Source organism: Chromohalobacter nigrandesensis (assembly GCF_023061285.1).
Classification (GTDB): Bacteria; Pseudomonadota; Gammaproteobacteria; order Pseudomonadales; family Halomonadaceae; genus Chromohalobacter; species Chromohalobacter nigrandesensis.
Map to the genome: position 1 here is coordinate 352,995 of NZ_JAKGAM010000001.1, position 21,863 is coordinate 374,857.

Annotated in this window: 13 protein-coding genes and 5 tRNA genes; 12 read left to right on the forward strand and 6 right to left on the reverse strand. The window is 61.8% G+C overall.

Translation table 11 applies throughout. The annotated features are described in order from the left end of the window. Positions 1–6 precede the first annotated feature (6 nt). The 4 genes from L1073_RS01685 to L1073_RS01700 all read left to right on the forward strand — a co-directional run bounded on the left by L1073_RS01685 (position 7) and on the right by L1073_RS01700 (position 2,675). Positions 7–663: a 50S ribosomal protein L25/general stress protein Ctc gene (locus L1073_RS01685; RefSeq protein WP_246896513.1), complete on the forward strand. Its 657-nt coding sequence runs from the start codon at positions 7–9 to the stop codon at positions 661–663. A gap of 20 nt (positions 664–683) precedes the next feature. Further along, positions 684–1,268: an aminoacyl-tRNA hydrolase gene (pth, locus tag L1073_RS01690; RefSeq protein ID WP_246896514.1), complete on the forward strand. Its 585-nt coding sequence runs from the start codon at positions 684–686 to the stop codon at positions 1,266–1,268. Between the two features lie 152 nt (positions 1,269–1,420). Further along, positions 1,421–2,512 carry a redox-regulated ATPase YchF gene (gene ychF, locus L1073_RS01695; protein ID WP_246896515.1) on the forward strand — a complete coding sequence of 364 codons (1,092 nt, stop codon included), beginning with the start codon at positions 1,421–1,423 and terminating at the stop codon, positions 2,510–2,512. 86 nt (positions 2,513–2,598) lie between these two features. After that, positions 2,599–2,675, forward strand: a tRNA-Met gene (locus L1073_RS01700). Between the two features lie 61 nt (positions 2,676–2,736). On the opposite strand, the gene L1073_RS01705 is transcribed toward L1073_RS01700, so the two are convergent. Continuing rightward, the gene (locus L1073_RS01705; protein WP_246896516.1) at positions 2,737–4,035 is read right to left on the reverse strand and encodes a M18 family aminopeptidase; all 1,299 of its coding nucleotides are present in this window, start codon (positions 4,033–4,035) and stop codon (positions 2,737–2,739) included. 131 nt (positions 4,036–4,166) lie between these two features. On the opposite strand from L1073_RS01705, the gene L1073_RS01710 reads away from it, so the two are divergent. Further along, complete coding sequence (locus tag L1073_RS01710) at positions 4,167–6,239, forward strand: carboxy terminal-processing peptidase (RefSeq protein WP_246896517.1); 2,073 nt, start codon at positions 4,167–4,169, stop codon at positions 6,237–6,239. Between the two features lie 114 nt (positions 6,240–6,353). Then, on the forward strand, positions 6,354–8,159 hold the full coding sequence (ligB, locus tag L1073_RS01715) for an NAD-dependent DNA ligase LigB (RefSeq protein WP_246896518.1): 1,806 nt from the start codon (positions 6,354–6,356) through the stop codon (positions 8,157–8,159). A 19-nt stretch (positions 8,160–8,178) separates the two neighbouring features. On the opposite strand, the gene L1073_RS01720 is transcribed toward ligB, so the two are convergent. The 5 genes from L1073_RS01720 to L1073_RS01740 all read right to left on the reverse strand — a co-directional run bounded on the left by L1073_RS01720 (position 8,179) and on the right by L1073_RS01740 (position 9,921). Next, positions 8,179–8,254, reverse strand: a tRNA-Asn gene (locus L1073_RS01720). A gap of 28 nt (positions 8,255–8,282) precedes the next feature. Further along, a tRNA-Asn gene (locus L1073_RS01725) sits at positions 8,283–8,358 on the reverse strand. Between the two features lie 21 nt (positions 8,359–8,379). Next, a tRNA-Asn gene (locus L1073_RS01730) sits at positions 8,380–8,455 on the reverse strand. Between the two features lie 345 nt (positions 8,456–8,800). Then, positions 8,801–8,877: transfer RNA gene (locus L1073_RS01735), tRNA-Met, on the reverse strand. A 93-nt stretch (positions 8,878–8,970) separates the two neighbouring features. Further along, positions 8,971–9,921: a choline ABC transporter substrate-binding protein gene (locus L1073_RS01740; protein WP_246896519.1), complete on the reverse strand. Its 951-nt coding sequence runs from the start codon at positions 9,919–9,921 to the stop codon at positions 8,971–8,973. A 244-nt stretch (positions 9,922–10,165) separates the two neighbouring features. Here L1073_RS01740 and betI point away from each other — a divergent pair, with 244 nt between their 5' ends. The 6 genes from betI (at position 10,166) to L1073_RS01770 (ending at position 21,841) form a co-directional block, all read left to right on the forward strand. Next, positions 10,166–10,777 carry a transcriptional regulator BetI gene (gene betI, locus L1073_RS01745; RefSeq protein WP_246896520.1) on the forward strand — a complete coding sequence of 204 codons (612 nt, stop codon included), beginning with the start codon at positions 10,166–10,168 and terminating at the stop codon, positions 10,775–10,777. 54 nt (positions 10,778–10,831) lie between these two features. Continuing rightward, positions 10,832–12,301, forward strand: coding sequence for a betaine-aldehyde dehydrogenase (betB, locus tag L1073_RS01750; RefSeq protein ID WP_246896521.1), 1,470 nt, complete (start codon positions 10,832–10,834; stop codon positions 12,299–12,301). Positions 12,302–12,476: 175 nt separating this feature from the next. After that, positions 12,477–14,159, forward strand: a complete 1,683-nt coding sequence (betA, locus tag L1073_RS01755) for a choline dehydrogenase (RefSeq protein ID WP_246896522.1) — start codon at positions 12,477–12,479, stop codon at positions 14,157–14,159. A gap of 241 nt (positions 14,160–14,400) precedes the next feature. Beyond that, on the forward strand, positions 14,401–15,609 hold the full coding sequence (locus L1073_RS01760; RefSeq protein ID WP_246896523.1) for an efflux RND transporter periplasmic adaptor subunit: 1,209 nt from the start codon (positions 14,401–14,403) through the stop codon (positions 15,607–15,609). After that, positions 15,606–18,740 (forward strand): efflux RND transporter permease subunit, encoded by a 3,135-nt coding sequence (locus L1073_RS01765; RefSeq protein WP_246896525.1) that lies wholly within the window; start codon positions 15,606–15,608, stop codon positions 18,738–18,740. The genes L1073_RS01760 and L1073_RS01765 overlap by 4 nt, the downstream gene beginning before the upstream one ends. Continuing rightward, on the forward strand, positions 18,737–21,841 hold the full coding sequence (locus tag L1073_RS01770; RefSeq protein WP_246896526.1) for an efflux RND transporter permease subunit: 3,105 nt from the start codon (positions 18,737–18,739) through the stop codon (positions 21,839–21,841). Before L1073_RS01765 ends, L1073_RS01770 begins: the two co-directional genes overlap by 4 nt. Positions 21,842–21,863 lie beyond the last annotated feature (22 nt).

A 21,863-nucleotide genomic window follows, 5' to 3' on the forward strand; every position in this document is an offset into this window, starting at 1 on the left:
CAATCAATGTCCCAATTCACTCTATCCGCCGAGGTTCGTCACGACCTGGGGAAAGGTGCGAGCCGCCGCCTGCGTCGTGAGAACCAGAAAGTCGCCGCGATCATCTACGGCGGCGACAAGACGCCGCAGCCGATCACTCTCGAGAAGCCCGCCTTTTACAAGGCCATCGAGGATGAAGCCTTCTTCTCGTCCGTGATCAATATCGATCTCGAAGGCAAGTCGGAGCAGGTCATCATCCGCGATATCCAGCGCCACCCGTACAAGGCGCTGGTCACGCATGCCGACTTCATGCGCGTCGATGCCAAGCATACCATGACTATCCACGTGCCGCTGCACGTGCTCGGTGAAGAAAACTGCAAAGGCATCAAGGAACAGGACGGCGTCCTGCACGTCATGACAACCGACGTGTTGGTCGACTGCCTACCCAAGGATTTGCCGGAATATCTGGAAGTCGATGTCAGCGCCTTGGAACTTGGCGATACCTTGCATCTATCGGACCTGACGTTGCCGGAAGGCGTTTCCCTGGTCGACCTGGCTCATGGGGAAGAGCATGACTTCGGCGTCGTCAGCATCACGCGCCCAACGCGTGGCACCGTAGAGCAAGACGAAGATGAGGAAGGCGGCGACGACACTGCCGCTGAAAACGGCGAAAAGACCGAGTAATCGGTTTTCCAGGGGCCCGCATGAGTCACGTCAAAGCGATTATCGGCCTGGGCAACCCAGGCTCCGAATATGATGCCACGCGACACAATGCGGGCGCCTGGGTCGTTGAAGCCCTAGCGCGCGACAGCCTGACTCCGCTACGCAACGAGCGTAAGTTCCTTGGCCAATACGCCAAAGTTCATTACGCCGGTCATGAGCTTCATTTACTGGTGCCCAGCACCTACATGAACCTCAGCGGCAAGGCTGTCGCCGCGCTTTGCCAGTTCTTCAAGCTCTCCCCCGACGAACTTCTCGTCGCCCACGACGAACTGGATCTCGAACCGGGCGCGGCACGCTACAAGCACGGCGGTGGCCATGGCGGCCATAACGGTTTGCGCGACATCGCCAGCGCTCTGGGCAACGACAAATCCTTTCATCGCTTGCGTGTTGGTATCGGCCATCCAGGCTCGGCCAAGCAAGTGACCCACTATGTCCTCGGACGTCCTGGCAAGGTGGAACGCACCGCCATCGATGCCGTCATCGATGAATGCCTGCGCACTCTCCCCGACGCTGCCGACGGCGACTGGGCAAGCGCCATGAATCGCCTGCATAGCTTCAAGCAGTAAGAAGCAAGAGGAAAGATGGGTGCCTCGACATGGGAGAACGCCTCTTCCAGGCACGTAGCGCCGTTCTTTCCTCTTCCTTCTATTGCAGCATCTCTTAGAATGGCGAACATATCTGTTCTCGTCTTCTTGCACACCAATTTCAGGTACATCTTATGGGTTTCAATTGCGGTATCGTCGGCCTCCCCAATGTCGGCAAATCCACGCTGTTCAATGCCTTGACCAAGTCGGGAATCGACGCCGAAAACTTTCCTTTCTGCACCATCGAACCCAACGTCGGCATCGTCCCCATGCCGGACCCACGCCTGGATAAACTCGCGGCCATCGTCAAGCCGCAAAAAGTCATTCCGACGACCATGGAGTTCGTCGACATCGCCGGGCTCGTCGCGGGCGCCTCGAAAGGCGAAGGGCTGGGCAACCAGTTTCTGGCCAACATCCGCGAGACCCAGGCCATCGCCCACGTGGTGCGTTGCTTCGATAATGACAACGTCATTCACGTCGCCAACCAGGTCGATCCCAAGACCGACATCGAGACCATCAATCTCGAACTCGCGCTTGCCGATCTGGATACCGTAGAGCGCGCCATCCAACGCCTCGCGCGCGTCGTCAAGGGCGGTGACAAAGAAGCCATCGCCACCAAGGCCATCCTCGACCGCATTCTGCCGCATCTGGCCGAGGGCCAGCCGCTACGCAGTTTCGGCCTCGATGACGACGAACAACGCCAGCTCAAGAGCTTCGGCTTCTTGACTCTGAAACCCACCATGTACATCGCCAACGTCAACGAGGACGGCTTCGAGAACAACCCCTATCTCGACACCGTTCACGAAATCGCCGCCGAGGAAGGCGCCGTCGTGGTACCGGTATGCAACCAGATCGAAGCCGAGATCGCCGAACTCGATGAAGAGGAACGCAGCATCTTCCTCGATGAGATGGGCATGGAAGAACCTGGCCTCGACCGAGTCATCCGCGCCGGTTATGCCCTGCTCGGCCTGCAGACGTATTTCACCGCGGGGGTCAAGGAGGTCCGCGCCTGGACCACGCCTATTGGGGCCACCGCCCCGGAAGCCGCCGGCGCGATTCATACTGACTTCCAGAAGGGTTTCATTCGCGCCGAAGTGGTCGGCTATGACGACTTCGTGACACTCGGCGGTGAGCAAGGCGCCAAGGATGCGGGGAAATGGCGTCTGGAAGGCAAGGATTACATCGTCGTCGACGGCGATGTCGTGCATTTCCGCTTCAATGTCTAGTCGCACCCCTAAGTCATCGAGCGGCCTGATGGCGACGAAAAGTTGACACATCAGGGAGTTATACGTAGTATTCGCTCGCACTGAACGGCTACGTAGCTCAGTTGGTTAGAGCACATCACTCATAATGATGGGGTCCCCTGTTCGAGTCAGGGCGTAGCCACCAAGATATAAAAAAGCCCATCGACATCCGTGTCGGCGGGCTTTTTCGTATCCGGGCGCCGAGGTCAGGTCAACTCCTCGCGATTGACGTACGCAGTCAACGCACGAATCAGATAGTCGGCGTCACGGCTGCCGGCGGTTTCGCGAATCGAGTGCATGCCCCACTGCGGCACACCGACATCCAGCGTCGGCACTCCGAGCTCGGTGGCCGTAATCGGCCCGATGGTGCTGCCGCATCCCATGTCGGCGCGTGTGACGAATGTCTGGACCGGCGCTCCCGCCGCGCGACAGATATCCCGAAACATCGCCGCTGTGGCGCTATTGGTGGCGTAGCGCTGATTGGCGTTGACCTTGATCACCGGACCACCGTTGATCGTCGGGCCATGGTGGGCATCGTGTTTCTCGGGGAAGTTGGGGTGCAGCGCGTGGGCATTGTCGCAAGAGATCATTCGCGAACCCTGGATCAATCGCACCCAGCCGCCTTCACCGCCTTCACCCAACTGGGCATGCACGCGGCGCAGCACGTCCCCCAGAAACGGGCCCTGGGCGCCGCTAGCACTGGCGCTGCCCACTTCTTCGTGGTCGTTGGCGACGAATAGCGCGCCTTGCCGACCATCACTGGCCAACAGCGCTTCGATACCGATGAAGCACGACAGCAGGTTATCGAGGCGTGCACTGGCAATCAGCTCGCCTTCGATCCCAACACGTGACGGCCGCTGCATGTCATAGAGAGCGAGCTCATGCTCCATCAACTGGATGTTTTCCAGGCCATGCTGCTCATACAACCAGCGCTTGAGCCACTTCTCCAGATCGGGCTCGCTACCGCCTTGCAGCATGACCGGCAGCATCTGCGTCTGGGCATTCAGCGCACGTCCGTTATTGGCCTCCCGGTCGAGATGAATCGCCAGGCTGGGGATGATCGCGACGGGGCGATCAACGTGCAATAATACGCCCTGCAATCGCCCATCCTCGCGCCGTACATGAACACGCCCGGCCAGCCCCAAATCTCGGTCGAACCAGGGCGCCAATAACGCGCCGCCGTAGACCTCGACGCTCAACTGAAGCCAGTCGCTGCCGGTGACTTCCGGTTGGGGCTTGAGACGCAATCCCGGGCTATCGGTATGCGCGCCGATCATGCGCAATCCGCCCAGGGCCTCTTCCGGCACCTGCATGGCGATCAACGACGAATCATTGCGGGTGACGTAAAAGCGATCGCCAGGCGCCAACTGCCACGCCTGGGTTTCCTCGAGGCGCCGGTATCCCGCTTGCTCGAGCCGACTGGCCATGTTGTCGACGGCATGCCAGGGCGTGGGGGAACGTTCGAGAAAATGTAACAAGCGATCAAGAGTGGGGGCGTGAGCCATGGCGTCCTCGGAGAAGTGTCTGTGACGGATGATACAGACTGCTACAATGCCAGTCCGGTCTGAGAAAACTCAACTCAAGGGACCGGCAATCTGGGAACGAGAGTGTACATGAAACCGGGAGTGCTTGATTAATGAGCCTGTTTGCAGCCGCTCGGCGCGCGGCGATCTTGTCACTGTGGCTGGTGGTTTGTGCCCCGGCATTGGCCGATGCCCCGACCACCACCGACCAACAGCGCCAAGCAGCGGCAGAAGTCGCTGAATCGCTGCGATATGGATATTACGCCGATATCAACCTGGACGATGAGTGGTCTTCGAGGGCGTTTCAGCGCTACCTCGATGTACTCGACCCCCAACGCGCCTACCTACTATCACGGGACGTGAAAGACTTTCAGGATCTCGATTCTTCGTTCGACGAGGCGCTCGACGAAGGGAAACTGGAACGCGTCTATGAACTCTACGCTCGCTACCAGGAGCGTCTGGAAACACGCCTGCAATGGTTGATCGACCGTCTCGACGACGGCCTCGCTTTCGACTATCAGGGCAACGAGCGCCTGACGCTGGATCGTGAAGACGAAGCCTGGGCGAAGAACCAGGAAGCCCTCGATCAGCTCTGGGAGAAGCGTCTCAAGAATGCCGCGTTGACCCAATCCCTCAGCGCTCCGGAGGAAGATGACGCCGAGGACATCGCCGAGACCCTGCGAGACCGTTACGAAAACCAGCTCTCGCGCGTCGAACAGACCAATGCCGAAGACGTCCTGGTGCTATTCCTCAGCGCTGTCGCCGGCACCATCGACCCGCACACCGAATACCTTTCGCCCAGCCAGAGCGAATCCTTCGATATCCAGATGAAGCTCTCGCTGGAAGGTATCGGTGCGCTGCTGCAAAGCGAGGGTGAATACGTCAAGGTGTCGAGCCTGGTGCCCGGCGGTCCCGCCGACAAGGGCGACGCCCTGGAACCCGCCGATCGTATCGTCGCAGTGGGACAAGGCGAGGATGGCGAGATGGTCAATGTCGTCGGCATGCGCCTCGACGAGGTCGTCGACCTGATCCGTGGCCCCAAGGGCTCGACCGTGCGCCTCGACGTCATTCCCGCCAAGGCGGTCGACGTGACGCGCACGCACACGGTTCGCATTACCCGCGACACCGTCAAGCTCGAGGACCAGGCCGCCAAGAGCGAGGTCGTGACCGTGACCCGCGATGGCGAAGATCACAAGGTCGGCGTGATCGACGTGCCCACCTTCTATGTCGATTTCGATGCCTGGCAGGCCGGTGACAGCAACTATCGCAGCAGCACGCGGGACGTCGCCAAGGAAATCGACAAGCTCAAGCAGGAGAATGTCGAGGGTATCGTCCTGGATCTGCGCAATAACGGCGGTGGCGCCCTGCAGGAAGCCAATTCGTTGATCGGGCTCTTCATCGACCGCGGCCCCACCGTGCAGGTGCGCGACGCCCGCGGTCGCATCAACCTCTACGGCGACTCCGACCGAGGCTCTCACTACGACGGCCCGCTGACCGTGCTGGTCAACCGTCTTTCGGCGTCCGCCTCGGAAATCTTCGCTGGCGCGATTCAGGATTACGGCCGCGGCCTGGTGGTCGGCAACCAGACCTTCGGCAAGGGGACCGTGCAGACGCTCGATGAGCTCAGTCATGGCCAGATCAAGCTGACCCGCGCCAAGTTCTACCGCATCACGGGCGAGAGCACCCAATTGCGGGGTGTCGAACCGGACATCACCTTCCCCAGTCTCATCGACAATGACGACATCGGGGAAAGCGCACTCGACAACGCTCTGCCCTGGGATAAAGTACGTTCCGTCCAGTACCGTCGATACGGCGAGCCGCAACGCTATCTCGACACACTGCAGAAAGAGCATGAAGAACGCGCCAAGCAGGATCCCAACTTCGTCTATCTCGAGCGCGAGGCCGCATTGGTCGAGAAGCTCAAGGAGCAGCGGACCAGCATCAGCTTGAATCGCGAGCAGCGCCAGCGGGAGATGGATGCTCAAGAAGCCGAGCAACTCTCGCTGGAGAATCAGCGCCGCAAGGCGCTGGGGCTCGATCAGCTCGAGGAATGGACCGATGCCCGCGAGAGCGAGAGTGACGGCCCAGAAGACGAGGAGGAAGACGACAAGCCGGTCGATCGCGCGCAAGTCGTCGAAGCGGCAGAAATCCTGCTCGACTATGCCCACCTGAAAGAGACACAGTAAACGTCACGCCGCCGGCCTACGCCGGCGGCAACTCTTGACGCCAGCGGCGTTGGCCTTTTTCTTCGTCCCTATATTATATTAGATTAACTTAATACATGGGACATTGAATCCTTTATGCCAGCCCTCTGTCGTTTTTTCCGCATCACCTCATTCCTGCCACTCTGCAAGTCCTTCCTCTCGGGACGCCGTCTCCGGTGGGGCCTGATTGCCTATACACTCGCCATGGGCACTCCGGTATCGGCCTCGACGTGCCCGCAACAGTCACCTCAGACACTGCAGGAAGATTACCGGGCATTGAATGCCCAACTCGTGCGCTGGGACCAGGCCTACTATCATCAGGGACGACGCCTGGTCGACGACGGCACCTACGACTCCGCCAAGCGCCAACTCGCCCGCTGGACTCGCTGCTTTCCTTCCTTGGCTGCCTCACGCGTCGTCCTGCATGAACCCGACGGCTCACAACGCCATCCGATCCCGCAGACAGGCGTCAACAAGCTGCCCGACCGCAACGCAGTGGCACGCTGGATCACCCAGCAGGCAAGCCATCCGCTGTGGATACAGCCAAAGGTCGACGGTGTCGCCGTGACCCTGGTGTATCGGCAATCGCGGCTAGTCGCGGCGATCAGTCGAGGGGACGGCGTCAGCGGGCAAGACTGGCTTGCCAAGGCATCGCATATCCCGGCGATCCCTTTGAAGCTTCCCGACACGGCGCCCTCAAGCGTCATTTTGCAAGGAGAGCTCTACGCGCGGCTCGAAGATCACCAGCAGTCGCAAGACGGCACCGATGGCGCACGCGCCCGGGTCGCCGGACTGATGGCTCGCAATTCACTGACGGATCGCCAGGGCGAGGCGATAGGCCTGTTCGTCTGGGGCTGGCCTGACGGGCCCGCCACCATGCCCGCGCGACTTGCCACGCTTGCCGACTGGGGATTCGACAATGTCGCCGATACCACGCATGCCGTCACCACGCCGAAAGATGTTACCCATTGGCGCGAATACTGGTATCGCCACGCCCTGCCCTTCGCCACCGACGGCATCGTCGTCAAGCGTGGCGACCGTCCCGACGGACACGAGTGGGAGGCCGCGCCTCCCGACTGGGCCATGGCCTGGAAGTATCCCGCCCAGCAGGCAATCGCACACGTCGATGCCCTCGACTTCACGGTGGGCCGCACCGGGCGCATCACCGTCGTTGCCACTTTGACGCCCGTCATGCTTGGCGACAAGCGCATCAGCCACGTAAGCCTGGGTTCGCTGGCACATTGGCACAAGACGGACGTGCGCCCCGGCGATCAAGTCAGGCTGCGCCTTGCCGGTCTGACCATTCCGCAACTCAAGGACGTAATCATACGCACGCGACCACGTCCACCGGTCGCGGCCCCCGACGCCGACCGCTACGATCGCCTGTCATGTCTACGCCTGACGCCGGGATGTCGCGAACAATTCCTTGCTCGGCTCGAATGGCTGGGAGGTGACAACGGCCTGGACTTTGAAGGCATCGGCCCGGCCACATGGGGGCAACTCGTCGATGCCGGGCTCATAGAGGGGCTTCTCGACTGGCGCACGCTAGATTCCCGAACCCTCGAGGCGCTACCCGGCGTCGGCATCAAGACCGCTAGTGACTGGCAAGCACGCTTCGCAGCGGCCGATAAACGCTCTCCGCGCCGCTGGCTACGCGCGCTAGGACTCCCCGCCATCCCGCAAGACGCCCTTGAGACCATACTGGCGCGACACGACATGCATGAACTCACACGATGGGCACCATCCGCTTGGCAAGGTTATTCGGGTATTGGGGAAACGCGCGCGAAACAGCTGGAGGATTTTTTCCACCATCCGGAAACACGACGCTTATTGAAATCACTACAGGAAGAAATGATACCGCGCGAGGAAGGGGCGACCGAGACGGTCAATAATGCGCGTTAATGAGATATGCAACGTCGCCTGGCTCCCCGAACAGGACTCGAACCTGTGACCCAATGATTAACAGTCATTTGCTCTACCAACTGAGCTATCGGGGAATATCAGCGATGTGACTCGGCGGGAAATTGGCTCCCCGAGCAGGACTCGAACCTGCGACCCAATGATTAACAGTCATTTGCTCTACCAACTGAGCTATCGGGGATCGCCGAGTGCGATCCGGTGTTGGCTCCCCGAGCAGGACTCGAACCTGCGACCCAATGATTAACAGTCATTTGCTCTACCAACTGAGCTATCGGGGAACTATGCCGGAGCACGCGGCGTAGTATACGGATTCGATCGAAGGCGTCAAGGCTGGAAATGAATTCGTTGCCCAGAGCGGCGCTTCAGCCCACGCTCATTCCCCTCTTGAAACAGCGACCTGGCGTCCCGGACAAAGATTGCAGTGATTCGCAAAGTGGCCGCTCCCAGCAAACTCACGGTGGCGATGAGCTCCGCCGACAAGGACACGGCATGCCACACGGACATGGCAGCGCATCACGTTCTGCGGCATGCAAAACACAGCAGGAAGTCGCCAACGATACGCATCAGGCAAAAAGGTTCTGCTAAACAAACAGGCAATCTAGCGGGACTTGCGGGAAGAGAGGTGGTGGCTACGCCCTGACTCGAACAGGGGACCCCATCATTATGAGTGATGTGCTCTAACCAACTGAGCTACGTAGCCACATATCGCATAGCAGGAACGCTTAGCGACGGAGGCGAATTATGCACATGGGCCTGCCGCTTGGCAAGCCCATGACGGACGCGAAACGTGCGTTTAGCTATTGATGCCCAACTCTTTCTTCACGGCTTCCAAACCAGGCTTGCCGTCAGCGGTCGACACGCCCTTGAGCCACTCGTCAAGCACGGACGGATTGTTCTGCAGCCAAGTACGCGCCGCATCGCGCGGATCTTCGCCATCATCCATGATCGCGCCCATGATCTTGTTTTCCATGGGCAGGGTAAAGCTCAAGTTATTGAGCAACTCGCCCACGTTACCGCATGTCTCAGCGTAATCGGCGCGGGTGTTGGTATACACGGTGGCACCGCCCAAGTTGGGACCGAAGTAGTCATCGGCGCCTTTCAAATAGGCGATGTCGTAGTTGGTGTTCATGGGATGCGGCTCCCAGCCGAGGAACACCATCCATTCTTCGTCCTGAGTCCTCGCATTGAGTTCGGCGAGCATGCCCGACTCGGAAGAATCCACCAGGCTCCAATCGCCAAGACCGAAAGCATCATCGTCGATCATCTGCTGTATGATCAGATTGCCATCGTTGCCGGCCTCGATGCCGTACAGGTTGCTGCCGAACTTGTCGGCGTGCTCGTCCAGGTCTTCCACCGAGGTGACACCGGCGTCATAGACGTACTGCGGTACCGCCAGGGTGTACTTTGCCCCCTCGAGGTTCGCGCCCAGCCGATCAACCTGGCCCTTGTCGATGTACTCGTCGCTGATCGACGCCATCGACGGCATCCAGTTGCCCAGGAATACATCGAAGTCGCCATTCTTCATACCCGCGTAGGCCACAGGCACGGAAACGGTATCGGAGGTGGTTTCATACCCCAGCCCTTCGAGCACCTCACGCGTCAATGCGGTGGTGGCGGTGATATCCGTCCAGCCGACTTCGGCGAAGCGCACGGGCTGGCACTCCTCTGGCGTATCGGCCATGGCCAGCGGCGAAAGCAACGTGGCACTGCCCAGCAGCGCGATCAGTGGGGTCTTGTTGGACATGGGATTCTCCCTTGCGTTGATGTTGGAATTGAATGACGATTCAATAACGTTTTTTTATGCTAAATGAATTCGGTGATTCTTTTCCACTATGGATTTCATTTATCATAAGAAAAGATAGCAGGTTTTTTATTGATTGAACGTTCAATAAAAACATTCCATAATGGCTCGACATCGGGTAGCACATCGAGTGACACATGAGGTGCGCACGCAAGCTACCCTGATCTTCGGCAGAGGAGAACGCCCGGTGCCCAAACTCGGTATGCAGCCCATTCGCCGCCGCCAGTTGATTCAAGCGACGCTGGAAGCCATCGACGACGTCGGTCTCGCGGACGCTACCATCGCGCGGATCGCCAATCGCGCCGGGGTCTCGGCGGGCATCATCAGTCACTATTTCGGCGGCAAGGACGGGTTGCTCGAATCGACCATGCGTCAGATTCTCTGGGACCTCGGCAACGCCGTCGCGCTACGCCGTGCCCGGGACGATGTCGAGTCACCACGCGAGCACCTGCATGCCATCATCGACGGCAACTTCGACCGCAGTCAGGTCAACAAGACCGTCATGAAGACCTGGCTGGCCTTCTGGTCGGTCAGCATGCACCGCTCCGACCTCCAGCGCTTGCAACGCGTCAATGACCGGCGGCTGTATTCGAATATCTGTCACCACTTTCGACGCTGCCTGCCCCGATCCGACGCACAGCAGGCAGCACGCGGCCTGGCCGCGATGATCGACGGACTCTGGCTGCGCGGCGCGCTGGCACCACAAGGCATTGATGTCGACCGAGCGCGACAACTGGCTTATGACTATGTGGAAGAGCAACTCGCATACGCCAAGTCTCACGCGCCGATAAACGCCTGACGCCAGATCTCGACAACTTTCATTCACGACACATTCACGACGCGGGAGGACCTCATGGCCACTTTCGAGACTCAAAAGCTCTACATCGGCGGTCGCTTCGTCGACGCCACATCCGGCGAGACGTTCGACACGATCAATCCAGTCGATGGCAGTGTGCTCGCCAGCATTCAGCAAGCGTCACAGGACGATGTCGACCGTGCCGTCGCCTCGGCCCGTGAAGGACAGCGCGTGTGGGCGGCGATGAACGGCATGGAACGCAGCCGCATCCTGCATCGCGCCGTCGCGCTGCTGCGCGAACGCAACGACGAACTGGCCCACCTGGAAACCCTGGATACCGGCAAGCCGATCAGCGAAACGCAGGCCGTGGATATCGTCACCGGCACCGACTCGCTGGAGTACTACGCCAACCTGGCACCCTCCATCGAAGGCACCCAGGTACCGCTGCGCGAAGACTCGTTCTTCTACACGCGCCGCGAACCGCTGGGCGTCATCGGTGCCATCGGCGCCTGGAACTACCCCATCCAGATCGCCTGCTGGAAGTCCGCCCCGGCGCTGGCGGCAGGCAACGCCGTGGTCTTCAAGCCCAGCGAGGTCACCCCGCTGACCACCCTGAAACTGGCGGAAATCTTGACCGAGGCCGGCCTCCCGGATGGCGTATTCAATGTCGTCCAGGGCGATGGGCGCGTCGGGCAGATGCTCACCAACCACGCCGACATCGACAAGATCACCTTCACCGGCGAGGCCGGCACCGGCAAGAAGGTCATGTCCGCCGCGGCGGGCTCGACGCTCAAGGAAGTCACCATGGAACTGGGTGGCAAGTCGCCATTGATCGTCTTCGAGGACGCTGATCTCGAGCGTGCCGCCGACGCCGCGATGATGGCCAACTTCTATTCCAGCGGTCAGGTCTGCACCAACGGCACGCGCGTCTTCATCCACCGCTCGGTGCAGCAGGACTTCGAAGCCAAGATCAAGGAGCGTGTGGAGCGCATCAAGGCCGGCGACCCGCTCGACCCGGCGGTCAACTTCGGCCCGCTGGTCAGCTTCGAACACCAGGAAAAGGTGCAGAGCTATATCGATCTTGGCGCCCAGGAAGGCGCGCGGCTGCTGGTCGGCGGCGGGCGCTGGAACCAGGGCGAATGGGCACAGGGCGCCTGGGCTGCGCCGACGGTGTTCACCGACTGTGGTGACGACATGCGCATCGTACGCGAGGAAATCTTCGGCCCGGTGATGGCGATCCTGGTCTTCGACGACGAGGAAGACGTCATTCGCCGCGCCAACGACACCGGCTACGGCCTCGCTGCCGGGCTGTTCAGCGAAAGCCTGAACCGCGCGCATCGCGTCATCCATCGTCTGCAGGCCGGCATCTGCTGGATCAACACCTGGGGTGATTCCCCAGCGGAAATGCCGGTGGGCGGTTACAAGGAATCGGGTATCGGCCGCGAAAACGGACTCTCATCGCTCGATCAGTACACGCAGATCAAGTCAGTGCAGATCGAAATGGGGCCCTTCGAGTCGGCGTTCTGATCGCTACTTGGCGCTATTCGCGAGATGAGCGCCGGGGATAAGGCGAAGCGAGGTCATCCGCCATGGATGGCGGATGTAGCGCCCATGGAAGGGTTTACAGCGCCCTCGCGCAGACTTGTCGTCGGAAAGGCTCATCTTCCACCGTGCTCTTTTTGTCATTGCCCAGGGAGGTCCCATGCCTCAGACCCGTGAATTCGATTACGTCATCATCGGCGCCGGCTCTGCCGGCAACGTCCTCGCCACGCGACTCACCGAAGACCCCGACGTACAGGTGCTGCTGCTCGAAGCCGGCGGTCCCGACTATCGCTTCGACTTCCGCACGCAGATGCCCGCAGCGCTGGCCTTTCCGCTGCAAGGCAAGCGCTACAACTGGGCGTTCGAGACCGACCCCGAACCCCATATGAACAATCGCCGCATGGAGTGCGGTCGCGGCAAAGGGCTCGGTGGCTCCTCGCTGATCAACGGCATGTGCTATCTACGCGGCAACGCCCTGGATTACGACAACTGGGCCAAGACTCCCGGCCTGGAAGATTGGAACTACCTGCAATGCCTGCCCTACTTCAAGCGTGCCGAGACGCGCGACATCGGGCCCAACGATTATCATGGCGGCGATGGCCCGGTCTCGGTAGCCACCCCCAAGCAAGACAACAACGAACTCTACGGTGCCTTCATCCGCGCGGGCATCGAGGCCGGGTATCCGGCCACCGAGGACGTCAACGGCTATCAGCAGGAAGGCTTCGGCCCCATGGACCGCACCACCACGCCCAACGGGCGGCGGGCGTCCACGGCGCGCGGCTACCTGGATATCGCCAAGCAGCGTTCCAACCTGACCATCGAAACGCATGCCACCACCGACGTCATCGAGTTCGAGGGCAAACGTGCCGTCGGCGTGCGCTACGCACGCAAGGGTCAGACGCAGCAGGTCCATGCACGCCGCGAAGTCCTATTGTGCGCCGGCGCCATCGCCTCGCCGCAGCTCCTGCTGCGCTCCGGCGTGGGTAATCCCGAGCACCTCAAGGAATTCGACGTTCCCGTGGTACACGAACTACCCGGCGTCGGCGAGAACCTCCAGGATCACCTGGAGATGTACATCCAATACGAGTGCAAGAAGCCCATTTCGCTGTATCCGGCGCTCAAGTGGTACAACCAGCCCAAGATCGGTGCCGAATGGCTGTTCTTCGGCAAGGGTGTCGGCGCCAGCAACCAGTTCGAGGCGGCCGGCTTCATTCGCACCAACGACCAGGAAGAATGGCCCAACCTGCAGTACCACTTCTTGCCGATCGCCATCAGCTACAACGGCAAGAGCGCGGTGCAGGCCCATGGCTTTCAGGCCCACGTCGGTTCGATGCGCTCCATGAGCCGTGGCCGTATTCGTCTGACCTCGCGCGACCCCAAGGCTGCGCCCAGCATCCTGTTCAACTACATGGCCCACGACAAGGATTGGCAGGAGTTTCGCGACGCCATTCGCCTCACCCGCGAAATCATCGAGCAACCGACGATGGACGAATATCGTGGGCGCGAAATCTCGCCGGGGCCGGAGGTCCAGAGTGACGACGAACTCGACGAGTTCGTGCGCCAGCATGCCGAGACGGCCTACCATCCCGCCGGCACCTGCAAGATGGGCAGTGCCGATGATGAGATGGCCGTCGTCGACGGCGCGGGACGCGTGCACGGCCTCGAAGGACTGCGTGTCATCGATGCCTCGATCATGCCCGTGATCGCCACCGGCAACCTCAACGCGCCGACGATCATGATCGCCGAGAAGATGGCCGACAAGGTGCGCGGACGCGATCCGCTACCACCTGCCGAGGTCGATTACTACGTTGCCAATGACGCACCGGCACGTCACAAGGCATGACGACGCCTGCGTCGACATGACCTCTGCCTCGAACACCCGGTGCACTCGCATCGGGTGTTTTTGCATGATCCTTCCTTAATTCTTGCCCACCGCACCCGTAGACTGTACACGATCGCCTAATCGATTCGTCGCTAACAGGAACCTTTCGTTACAATGCACCTCATAATCCGGTACTCGTGCCCGCTCACGGAGCGACGCGACCCTGCACCGGAATGTCTCTGACAAGGATCGATGACCCGTCATGCCCCACTCTCGCCGTCTCTGGATCGCACTACTCATCGTCGTCTTGATCGCCCTCGCCGTGTGGTGGATCCCCAACTGGCAAAGCGACGACCAGCCAAGCGATGCGCCGGCCAATGCCAGTGGCGACAGGAGCACAGCCGTGGCCGCCGTAGAGGCCCAGCGTGGCGATCTCGAGATCACCGTCGGGGCGCTGGGCACTGTGCGCTCGCTATCGAGCATTGACGTCTATCCGCGTGTCGAGGGCGAACTGCTCACGGTGGATTTCGAGGAAGGCGAGCATGTCGAGAAAGGACAGCACCTGGCCACCATCGACCCGCGTGACTATCAAGCCCAGCTCGCCGCCGCCCAGGGCCAGCTCGTCCAGGATCAGGCTCAACTGGAATCGGCCCGCGAGGATCTCGAACGCTACGAGACCTTGTCGCAGAGCCAATCGATCTCCCGTCAGGAACTCGAACAGCAGCGCCAGCTAGTCCGCCAATACGAAGGCGCGGTGTCCAGCGATCGAGCCGATATCGAGAGCGCCCAGGTGCAACTCGACTATACCGACATCACCGCGCCCCACGCCGGCATCATCGGCATCCGCAACGTCGATCCCGGCAACCTGGTCAGCAGTGGCGACGACGCCCCCATCGCCACGCTTACCCAGCTCGACCCGATCTCGGTGGTCTTCTCATTGCCCAGCCAATACGTGCCGGCGCTGCGCGAGCAACTCGCGGCAGGAGACTCGCCCAGCGTTTCGGCAACCACGGTGGGCGACGAACGCCTCGAAGGCCAACTCACCAGTATCGACAGCCAGATCGACACCGCCACCGGCACCGTGCGACTCCGCGCGCGCTTCGACAATGCCGCGGACCGCCTCTACCCTCGCGCCTTCGTCGACGTGCGCCTGACGGTCGACACGCTGCATGACCGCGTCATCGTCCCCGCGCCTGCGGTTCAGACCGGTCAGGACGGCCTGTTCGTGTATGTCGTCGGCGACGACGACACGGTGACCCGCCACGCTGTCGACGTCAGCGCCAGCGAAGATCATCGCAGCGCCCTGGCCAGCGGCGTCTCGGCAGGCGAGCGCGTGGTCGTGGACGGTGTCGATAGCCTGCGCGACGGTGCCGAGGTACGCGTCGTCAGCGATGCCCTGCCGGGAGACGCCAGCGCCTCTGCGACGGCTGACGAGGATGCCGACACACAGACGCCGCGAGACGCTTCATGAATCCATCGCGGCTATTCATTCTGCGGCCGGTCGCCACCTCCTTAGTGATGCTGGCCATCCTGATCGCGGGCGCGCTCACCTATCGGCTACTCAGCATTTCGTCCCTGCCCGAGGTCGACTTTCCCACCATTCAGGTCACCACGCTGTATCCCGGCGCGGGGCCGGATGTCATGCTGTCCCACGTCACCGCCCCGCTGGAAGACGAACTGGGGGAAATCGCCGGCCTCGAGGACATGAGTTCGACCAGTACCGGGGGCGCATCGCTGATCACGTTGCGCTTCGGTCTCGATGGCGACCTGGGCGTCGCCGAGCAGGAGGTGCAGGCCGCTCTCAACCAGGCGGAAACCCTGCTGCCCGACGACCTGCCGCGCCCGCCGAGCTACAGCAAGGTCAATCCCGCCGATACGCCGGTACTGACGCTGGCCGTGACCTCCGATAATCTGCCGTTGACCGAGATCCACGACCTGGTCGATACCCGCCTGGCGCAGAAGCTCGCCCAGATCAGCGGCGTCGGCGAGGTGCGGCTTTCCGGCGGCAATCGCCCCGCGGTGCGTATCGATGTCGATTCGCGCCAGCTCGCCGCGCATGGGCTCGACCTTTCCAGCGTGCGCAGCGCCGTGGAAAGTGCCAACGTCAATCAGGCCAAGGGCACCATTTATGGGCCCTACCGCGCCTATAGCATCGACGCCAACGACCAGTTGACCTCTGCGGCAGGGTATCGTGACCTCATCCTCAAGTACGAGAACGACGCACCGCTGCGCTTGAGCGATGTGGCGAGCATCGACGACGGCGCGGAAAACGCGCAACTCGGCGCCTGGGCCAATGGCGAGGGAACGATTCTGGTCGACGTGCTGCGCCAGCCCGGCGCCAATGTGGTCGGCGTGGTCGACGACATCGAACGGCGCTTGCCGGCGTTGTCGGAGAGTCTGCCGGGCAGCGTCGACGTGGACATCTTGAGCGATCGCACCACCACGATCCGTGCCGCCGTCGAGGATGTGCAATTCGAACTGGTCCTCGCCATCGCGCTGGTGATCATGGTCACCTTTCTGTTTCTGCGTAACCTGCCGGCGACGTTGATCCCCAGTCTGGCCGTGCCGTTGTCGCTGGTCGGCACCTTCGGTGCCATGTACCTGGCCGGCTTCAGCCTCAACAACCTCACCTTGATGGCACTGACCATCGCCACCGGCTTCGTCATCGACGACGCCATCGTGGTGCTGGAGAACATTACGCGCTATCTGGAACGCGGCGAGACGCCCTTGCAAGCAGCGCTCAAGGGCTCGCGCCAGATCGCCTTCACCATCCTCTCGCTGACGGTCTCACTGCTGGCGGTGCTGATCCCGTTGCTGTTCATGGGCGGGGTGGTCGGCGTGCTGTTCCGTGAATTCGCCATGACGCTGGCAATTTCCATCGTCATCTCGGCGTTCGTCTCCCTGACGCTGACGCCGATGCTCTGCGCGCGCTGGCTGCGACGCCGTACCGATGAGGCCGAGAGCGACGCTCAGGCCCTCGACGACGAAGCCATGGTACGCAGCCGCCAAGGCCTCTTCGGGCGCCTCACGCGCGGCTACGAACGCGCCCTGGACACGGTCCTCAGGCACCAGACGGCAATACTATGGGTGGCACTGGGCACCTTTGTGCTGACCGCCGTGCTGTTCTGGATGACGCCCAAGCAGTTGTTCCCAGTTCAGGACACCGGCACCTTGCGCGGCATCACCACGGCCACACAGACAACGTCCTACCGCGCCATGTCGGCGCGTCAGCAGGCGCTTGCCGAGCGCTTGATGGACGACCCCGCCGTGGCCAACATCGCCTCGAGCATCGGTATCGACGGCACCAACACCACGCTCAATAGCGGCCGGCTACAGATCGACCTGGCCGATCTGGACGCGCGCGACGCCGACCTGGATACCATCGTCTCACGGCTGCTCGATGCCGCCGCCGATGTGCCCGGCATCGACCTGGCCCTGACGCCGGTGCAGGACCTGACGCTGGAAGACACCGTCAGCCGCTATCCGTACCAGTTCGCCCTGACCCAAGGCGATCGCGATCAATTAGCGCACGACGTCGCGTCGATAACCGAACGTCTCGAAGATGAGCCGGCCATCGCCCATGTCGCCACCGATCTCCAGAATGCAGGACGCAAGCTCGCGGTCAGCATCGATCGCGACCGCGCCAGCCGACTCGGCGTCTCGGTCGCCGACATCGACGACGCCCTCTACGATGCCTTCGGCCAGCGCCTGATTTCGACGATTTTCACTCAGTCCAATCAGTATCGCGTGGTGCTGAGTGCGACGCATGGCGACGATGCCGGCCCCGAGGCCCTCTCCCGACTGTATGTCAGCGGCAGCGACGACGCCATGGTGCCACTGTCGAGCCTGGTGAGCATGGAAGAAGCGCCTACCGCGTTGTCGCGTCAACGCCTCAACCAGTTCCCTTCGGCGCTGATGTCGTTCGATGCTGCATCCGGCTATTCGCTGTCGGACGCCTTCAATGCCGTGGAGGCGGCCCGCGATGACGTGCTCAGCGCCGACACGCAGCTCGATTTCCGTGGCACCGCCCTGGCGTTCACCACCTCGACGCGCGACACGCTGTGGCTGATCGCCGCCGCCATCGTCACCATGTACATCGTGCTGGGCGTGCTCTACGAGAGCTACATCCATCCGTTGACCATTCTCTCGACCCTGCCATCGGCGGCCATCGGCGCCTTGCTGGCCCTCATGCTCAGCAACAACGCCCTGGGCATGGTGGCCATCATCAGCATCATCCTGCTGATCGGCATCGTCAAGAAGAACGCCATCATGATGATCGACTTCGCCCTCGAGGCGCAGCGCGAACAAGGCATGTCGGCGTATCGCGCAATCCACAGTGCCGCGCTGCTGCGCTTTCGGCCAATCATGATGACCACCTGCGCCGCCCTGCTCGGGGCGCTGCCGCTGATGCTCGCCAGCGGATACGGGGCCGAGTTGCGACGCCCGCTGGGCATGACCATGGTCGGTGGCCTGTTGCTGAGCCAATTGCTGACGCTATTCACCACGCCGGTGATCTATCTGTTCTTCGACCGGCTGGCCGAACGCTGGCGCCGGCGTGGCAATGCGCATGACACCGCAATGGATACCGAGGTCGACAGGTGAGCGTTTCGAGTCCCTTCGTGCGTCGCCCGGTGGCCACCGCGCTGCTGGCACTGGGGATCGTGCTGCTCGGAGTACTGGCCTACCAGCGCCTGCCCGTGGCACCGCTACCCAACGTGTCGTTTCCCACTATCGTGGTCAACGCCAACCTCTCCGGCGCCAACCCGGAGACCATGGCCTCCACCGTGGCCACGCCGTTGGAGCGCTCATTGGGTGGCATATCGGGCATCTCGCAGATGACCTCGAGCAGCTCGGACGGTTCGACACGCATCACCGTCCAGTTCGCTCTCGACAAGGACATCGATGTCGCCGCACGTGAAGTGCAGGCGGCGATCAACGATGCCCAGCCACTACTGCCCAGCGCCATGACCAGCCGCCCCAGCTATCGCAAGATGAATCCAGCGGCGGCGCCGATCATGATTCTCTCGGTGACCTCCGACACGCTACCCAACAGCGAGCTTTACCAACTCGCCGACGAACGCATCGCGCCCCCCGTCCTGCAGGTCCCAGGGGTCGGCGACGTCAATGTCGGCGGTAGTTCCTCCCCGGCGGTGCGCGTGTCACTCGATCCGAGTCGACTCGAGCATGCGGGCGTATCGCTGACGGCCGTGGCCAGTGCGATACGCAGTGCCACCACCAGCACGCCCACCGGCTTCGTGGCGTCCCCCGCCACACGCTGGGAAGTCGACACCGACTCGCAACTGATGCAGGCCGAGGCGTTCGAGGACCTCATCGTGGCACGCGGCGAGGACGGCGCAGTAATGCGCTTGAGCGATGTCGCCGATGTCAAGGACGGCGTGGAAGATCGCTACAACGTGGGCTTTCAGAACCAGCAACCCGCTGTCTTGCTGATCATCAGCGCCAGCAGCGGCGCCAATGTCATCGACACCATCGCCGGCATCCGTGAGCGCATGGCGTCCATCGAAAGCCAGCTACCCGAAAGTGCCTCGCTCAGCGTGCAGCTCGACCGAGCCCCCGGCATACAGGCCTCCTTGCATGAGACACAGCTCACCCTGGTGCTGGCCATCGCACTGGTGGTGCTGGTGGTGTTCCTGTTCCTGCGTAACGCCCGTGCCACGCTGATTCCCAGCCTGGCGATTCCTGTATCGCTGATCGGCACCTTCGCGATGATGCATGTCATGGGCTTCTCGCTCGACACGCTGTCGCTGATGGCGCTGATCGTGTCGATCGGCTTTCTTGTCGACGATGCCATCGTGGTGGTCGAGAACATCGCCCGGCATATCGAGCAGGGCATGCCACCCCGGCAAGCCGCCCTGCAAGGCGCGCGCGAAGTGGGCTTCACGGTGACCTCGATGAGTGTGTCGCTGGTCGCCGTCTTCCTGCCATTATTGTTCATGGGCGGCTTCATCGGGCGCATGTTCTTCGAATTCGCGATGACCCTGTCGCTGGCGGTGCTGGTCTCGCTGGTGGTGTCGTTGACCCTGACGCCCATGCTCTGCGCACGCTGGTTACGTCCGGGACACGAGCGACGGCCCTCGCGCGGGGAGTCGGCCTTGCTCGCCTTCGGCCAGGGCTGTCAGCGTCTATATACGCGCAGCCTGGATGTCGCCCTGCGCCATCGGCGGCTAACGCTACTCTCGTTGGTCGGCGTGATCGTGCTCAACGGTTATCTTTACGTCGCCGTCGACAAGGGCTTCATTCCCGAGCAGGACACCGGACGCTTGATCGGTTTCGTGCGCGGCGACCAGAGCCTGTCGTTCGATGCCATGTCGGCCAAGTTGCGCACCATTCGCGAGCGTCTGTCCGACGCACCCGAAGTACATAGCGTGCTGGGCTTCATGGGCGGCCGTGGCGGAGGCGCTTCAGCGACCTTGTTCGTCACCCTGGAGGACGGCGAGTATTCACAGGGCACGCAAGCCACCGGCAACCGCCTGGGGGCTTCGATGGGTGATATTCCCGGCGTCAATACTTCGATGATGGCGTTGCAGGACATCCGCATCGGCGGCCGACAGAATACCGGCACGCAATACGAGATCACCCTCAAGAGCGACGACCTCGCGCTGCTCGATACCTGGTCGCAGCGCGTCAGTGACGCCATGCAGGACGTCGACGGACTGACCGGCGTCGACAGCGACAGCCGAAGCGAGGGCCAGGCCGTAGAGCTGAAGGTCGATCGCGATACCGCCAAACGCCTCGGCGTCGACATGCAGGACGTGGACACGCTGCTCGGTAACGCCTTCGCGCAACGCAGCATCACCAGTCTGTTTGACGCCGACAACCAGCGCTACGTGATCCTCGAGGTAGACGACGAACACCGCAGCGAACCGGAGGCGATTTCACGACTCCACGTCATCAACGACGAAGGCGATGCGATTCCCGTCTCGGCGTTCAGTCATCTTGAAGAAAGCACCACCCCGGTGAGCGTCAACCACCAGGGTCAGTTCGCCTCCGCCACGGTATCGTTCAATCTTGAAGACGGCGTCACACTGGGCGATGCCACCCAGCGCATCCGCCAGACGGTGGACGACCTGCGCCTGCCCACCGCCGTACAGGTGGATTTCGAAGGCAGCGCGGGGGCCTTCCAGAGCGGCATGCAAGCCATGCCATGGCTGATCCTGGCCGCGCTGGTGACGGTCTATCTGGTACTCGGGATTCTCTACGAGAGCTACATTCATCCGCTGACGATTCTTTCCACCCTGCCCTCGGCGGGGGTCGGCGCGCTGCTCGCCTTGATGCTGCTCGACACACCGTTCACGCTCATCGCCCTGATCGGCATCATTCTGCTGATCGGCGTGGTCAAGAAGAATGCCATCATGCTGGTCGACTTCGCCGTCAGTGCCGAGCGCGAACGCGGCTTGAGCGCGCTCGAGGCCATACGCGAAGCGGCCGTGGTACGCTTTCGTCCCATCATGATGACCACGCTCGCCGCCATTCTCGGCGCGGTTCCATTGCTGCTGGGTACCGATGAAAACGCCGCATTGCGCGCACCGCTGGGCATCACCATCATCGGCGGACTGATCCTGAGCCAGGTCTTGACGCTCTACACTACACCAGTGGTCTATCTCTACCTCGACCGACTGCATCGCCGACTGCGTCCAGGCCGACTCGACAACGCGCCACAGCGCTCGACGCCGACGACCTGAGCGCACTGCCCCGTGTTCCCCT

What these genes read in the sequence shown, in the direction of transcription:
- L1073_RS01685 (WP_246896513.1), top strand. Translation starts at nt 7, where the DNA reads ATGTCCCAATTCACTCTATCCGCCGAGGTTCGTCACGACCTGGGGAAA.
- pth (WP_246896514.1), top strand. Translation starts at nt 684, where the DNA reads ATGAGTCACGTCAAAGCGATTATCGGCCTGGGCAACCCAGGCTCCGAA.
- ychF (WP_246896515.1), top strand. Translation starts at nt 1,421, where the DNA reads ATGGGTTTCAATTGCGGTATCGTCGGCCTCCCCAATGTCGGCAAATCC.
- L1073_RS01705 (WP_246896516.1), bottom strand. Translation starts at nt 4,035, where the DNA reads ATGGCTCACGCCCCCACTCTTGATCGCTTGTTACATTTTCTCGAACGT.
- L1073_RS01710 (WP_246896517.1), top strand. Translation starts at nt 4,167, where the DNA reads ATGAGCCTGTTTGCAGCCGCTCGGCGCGCGGCGATCTTGTCACTGTGG.
- ligB (WP_246896518.1), top strand. Translation starts at nt 6,354, where the DNA reads ATGCCAGCCCTCTGTCGTTTTTTCCGCATCACCTCATTCCTGCCACTC.
- L1073_RS01740 (WP_246896519.1), bottom strand. Translation starts at nt 9,921, where the DNA reads ATGTCCAACAAGACCCCACTGATCGCGCTGCTGGGCAGTGCCACGTTG.
- betB (WP_246896521.1), top strand. Translation starts at nt 10,832, where the DNA reads ATGGCCACTTTCGAGACTCAAAAGCTCTACATCGGCGGTCGCTTCGTC.
- betA (WP_246896522.1), top strand. Translation starts at nt 12,477, where the DNA reads ATGCCTCAGACCCGTGAATTCGATTACGTCATCATCGGCGCCGGCTCT.
- L1073_RS01760 (WP_246896523.1), top strand. Translation starts at nt 14,401, where the DNA reads ATGCCCCACTCTCGCCGTCTCTGGATCGCACTACTCATCGTCGTCTTG.
- L1073_RS01765 (WP_246896525.1), top strand. Translation starts at nt 15,606, where the DNA reads ATGAATCCATCGCGGCTATTCATTCTGCGGCCGGTCGCCACCTCCTTA.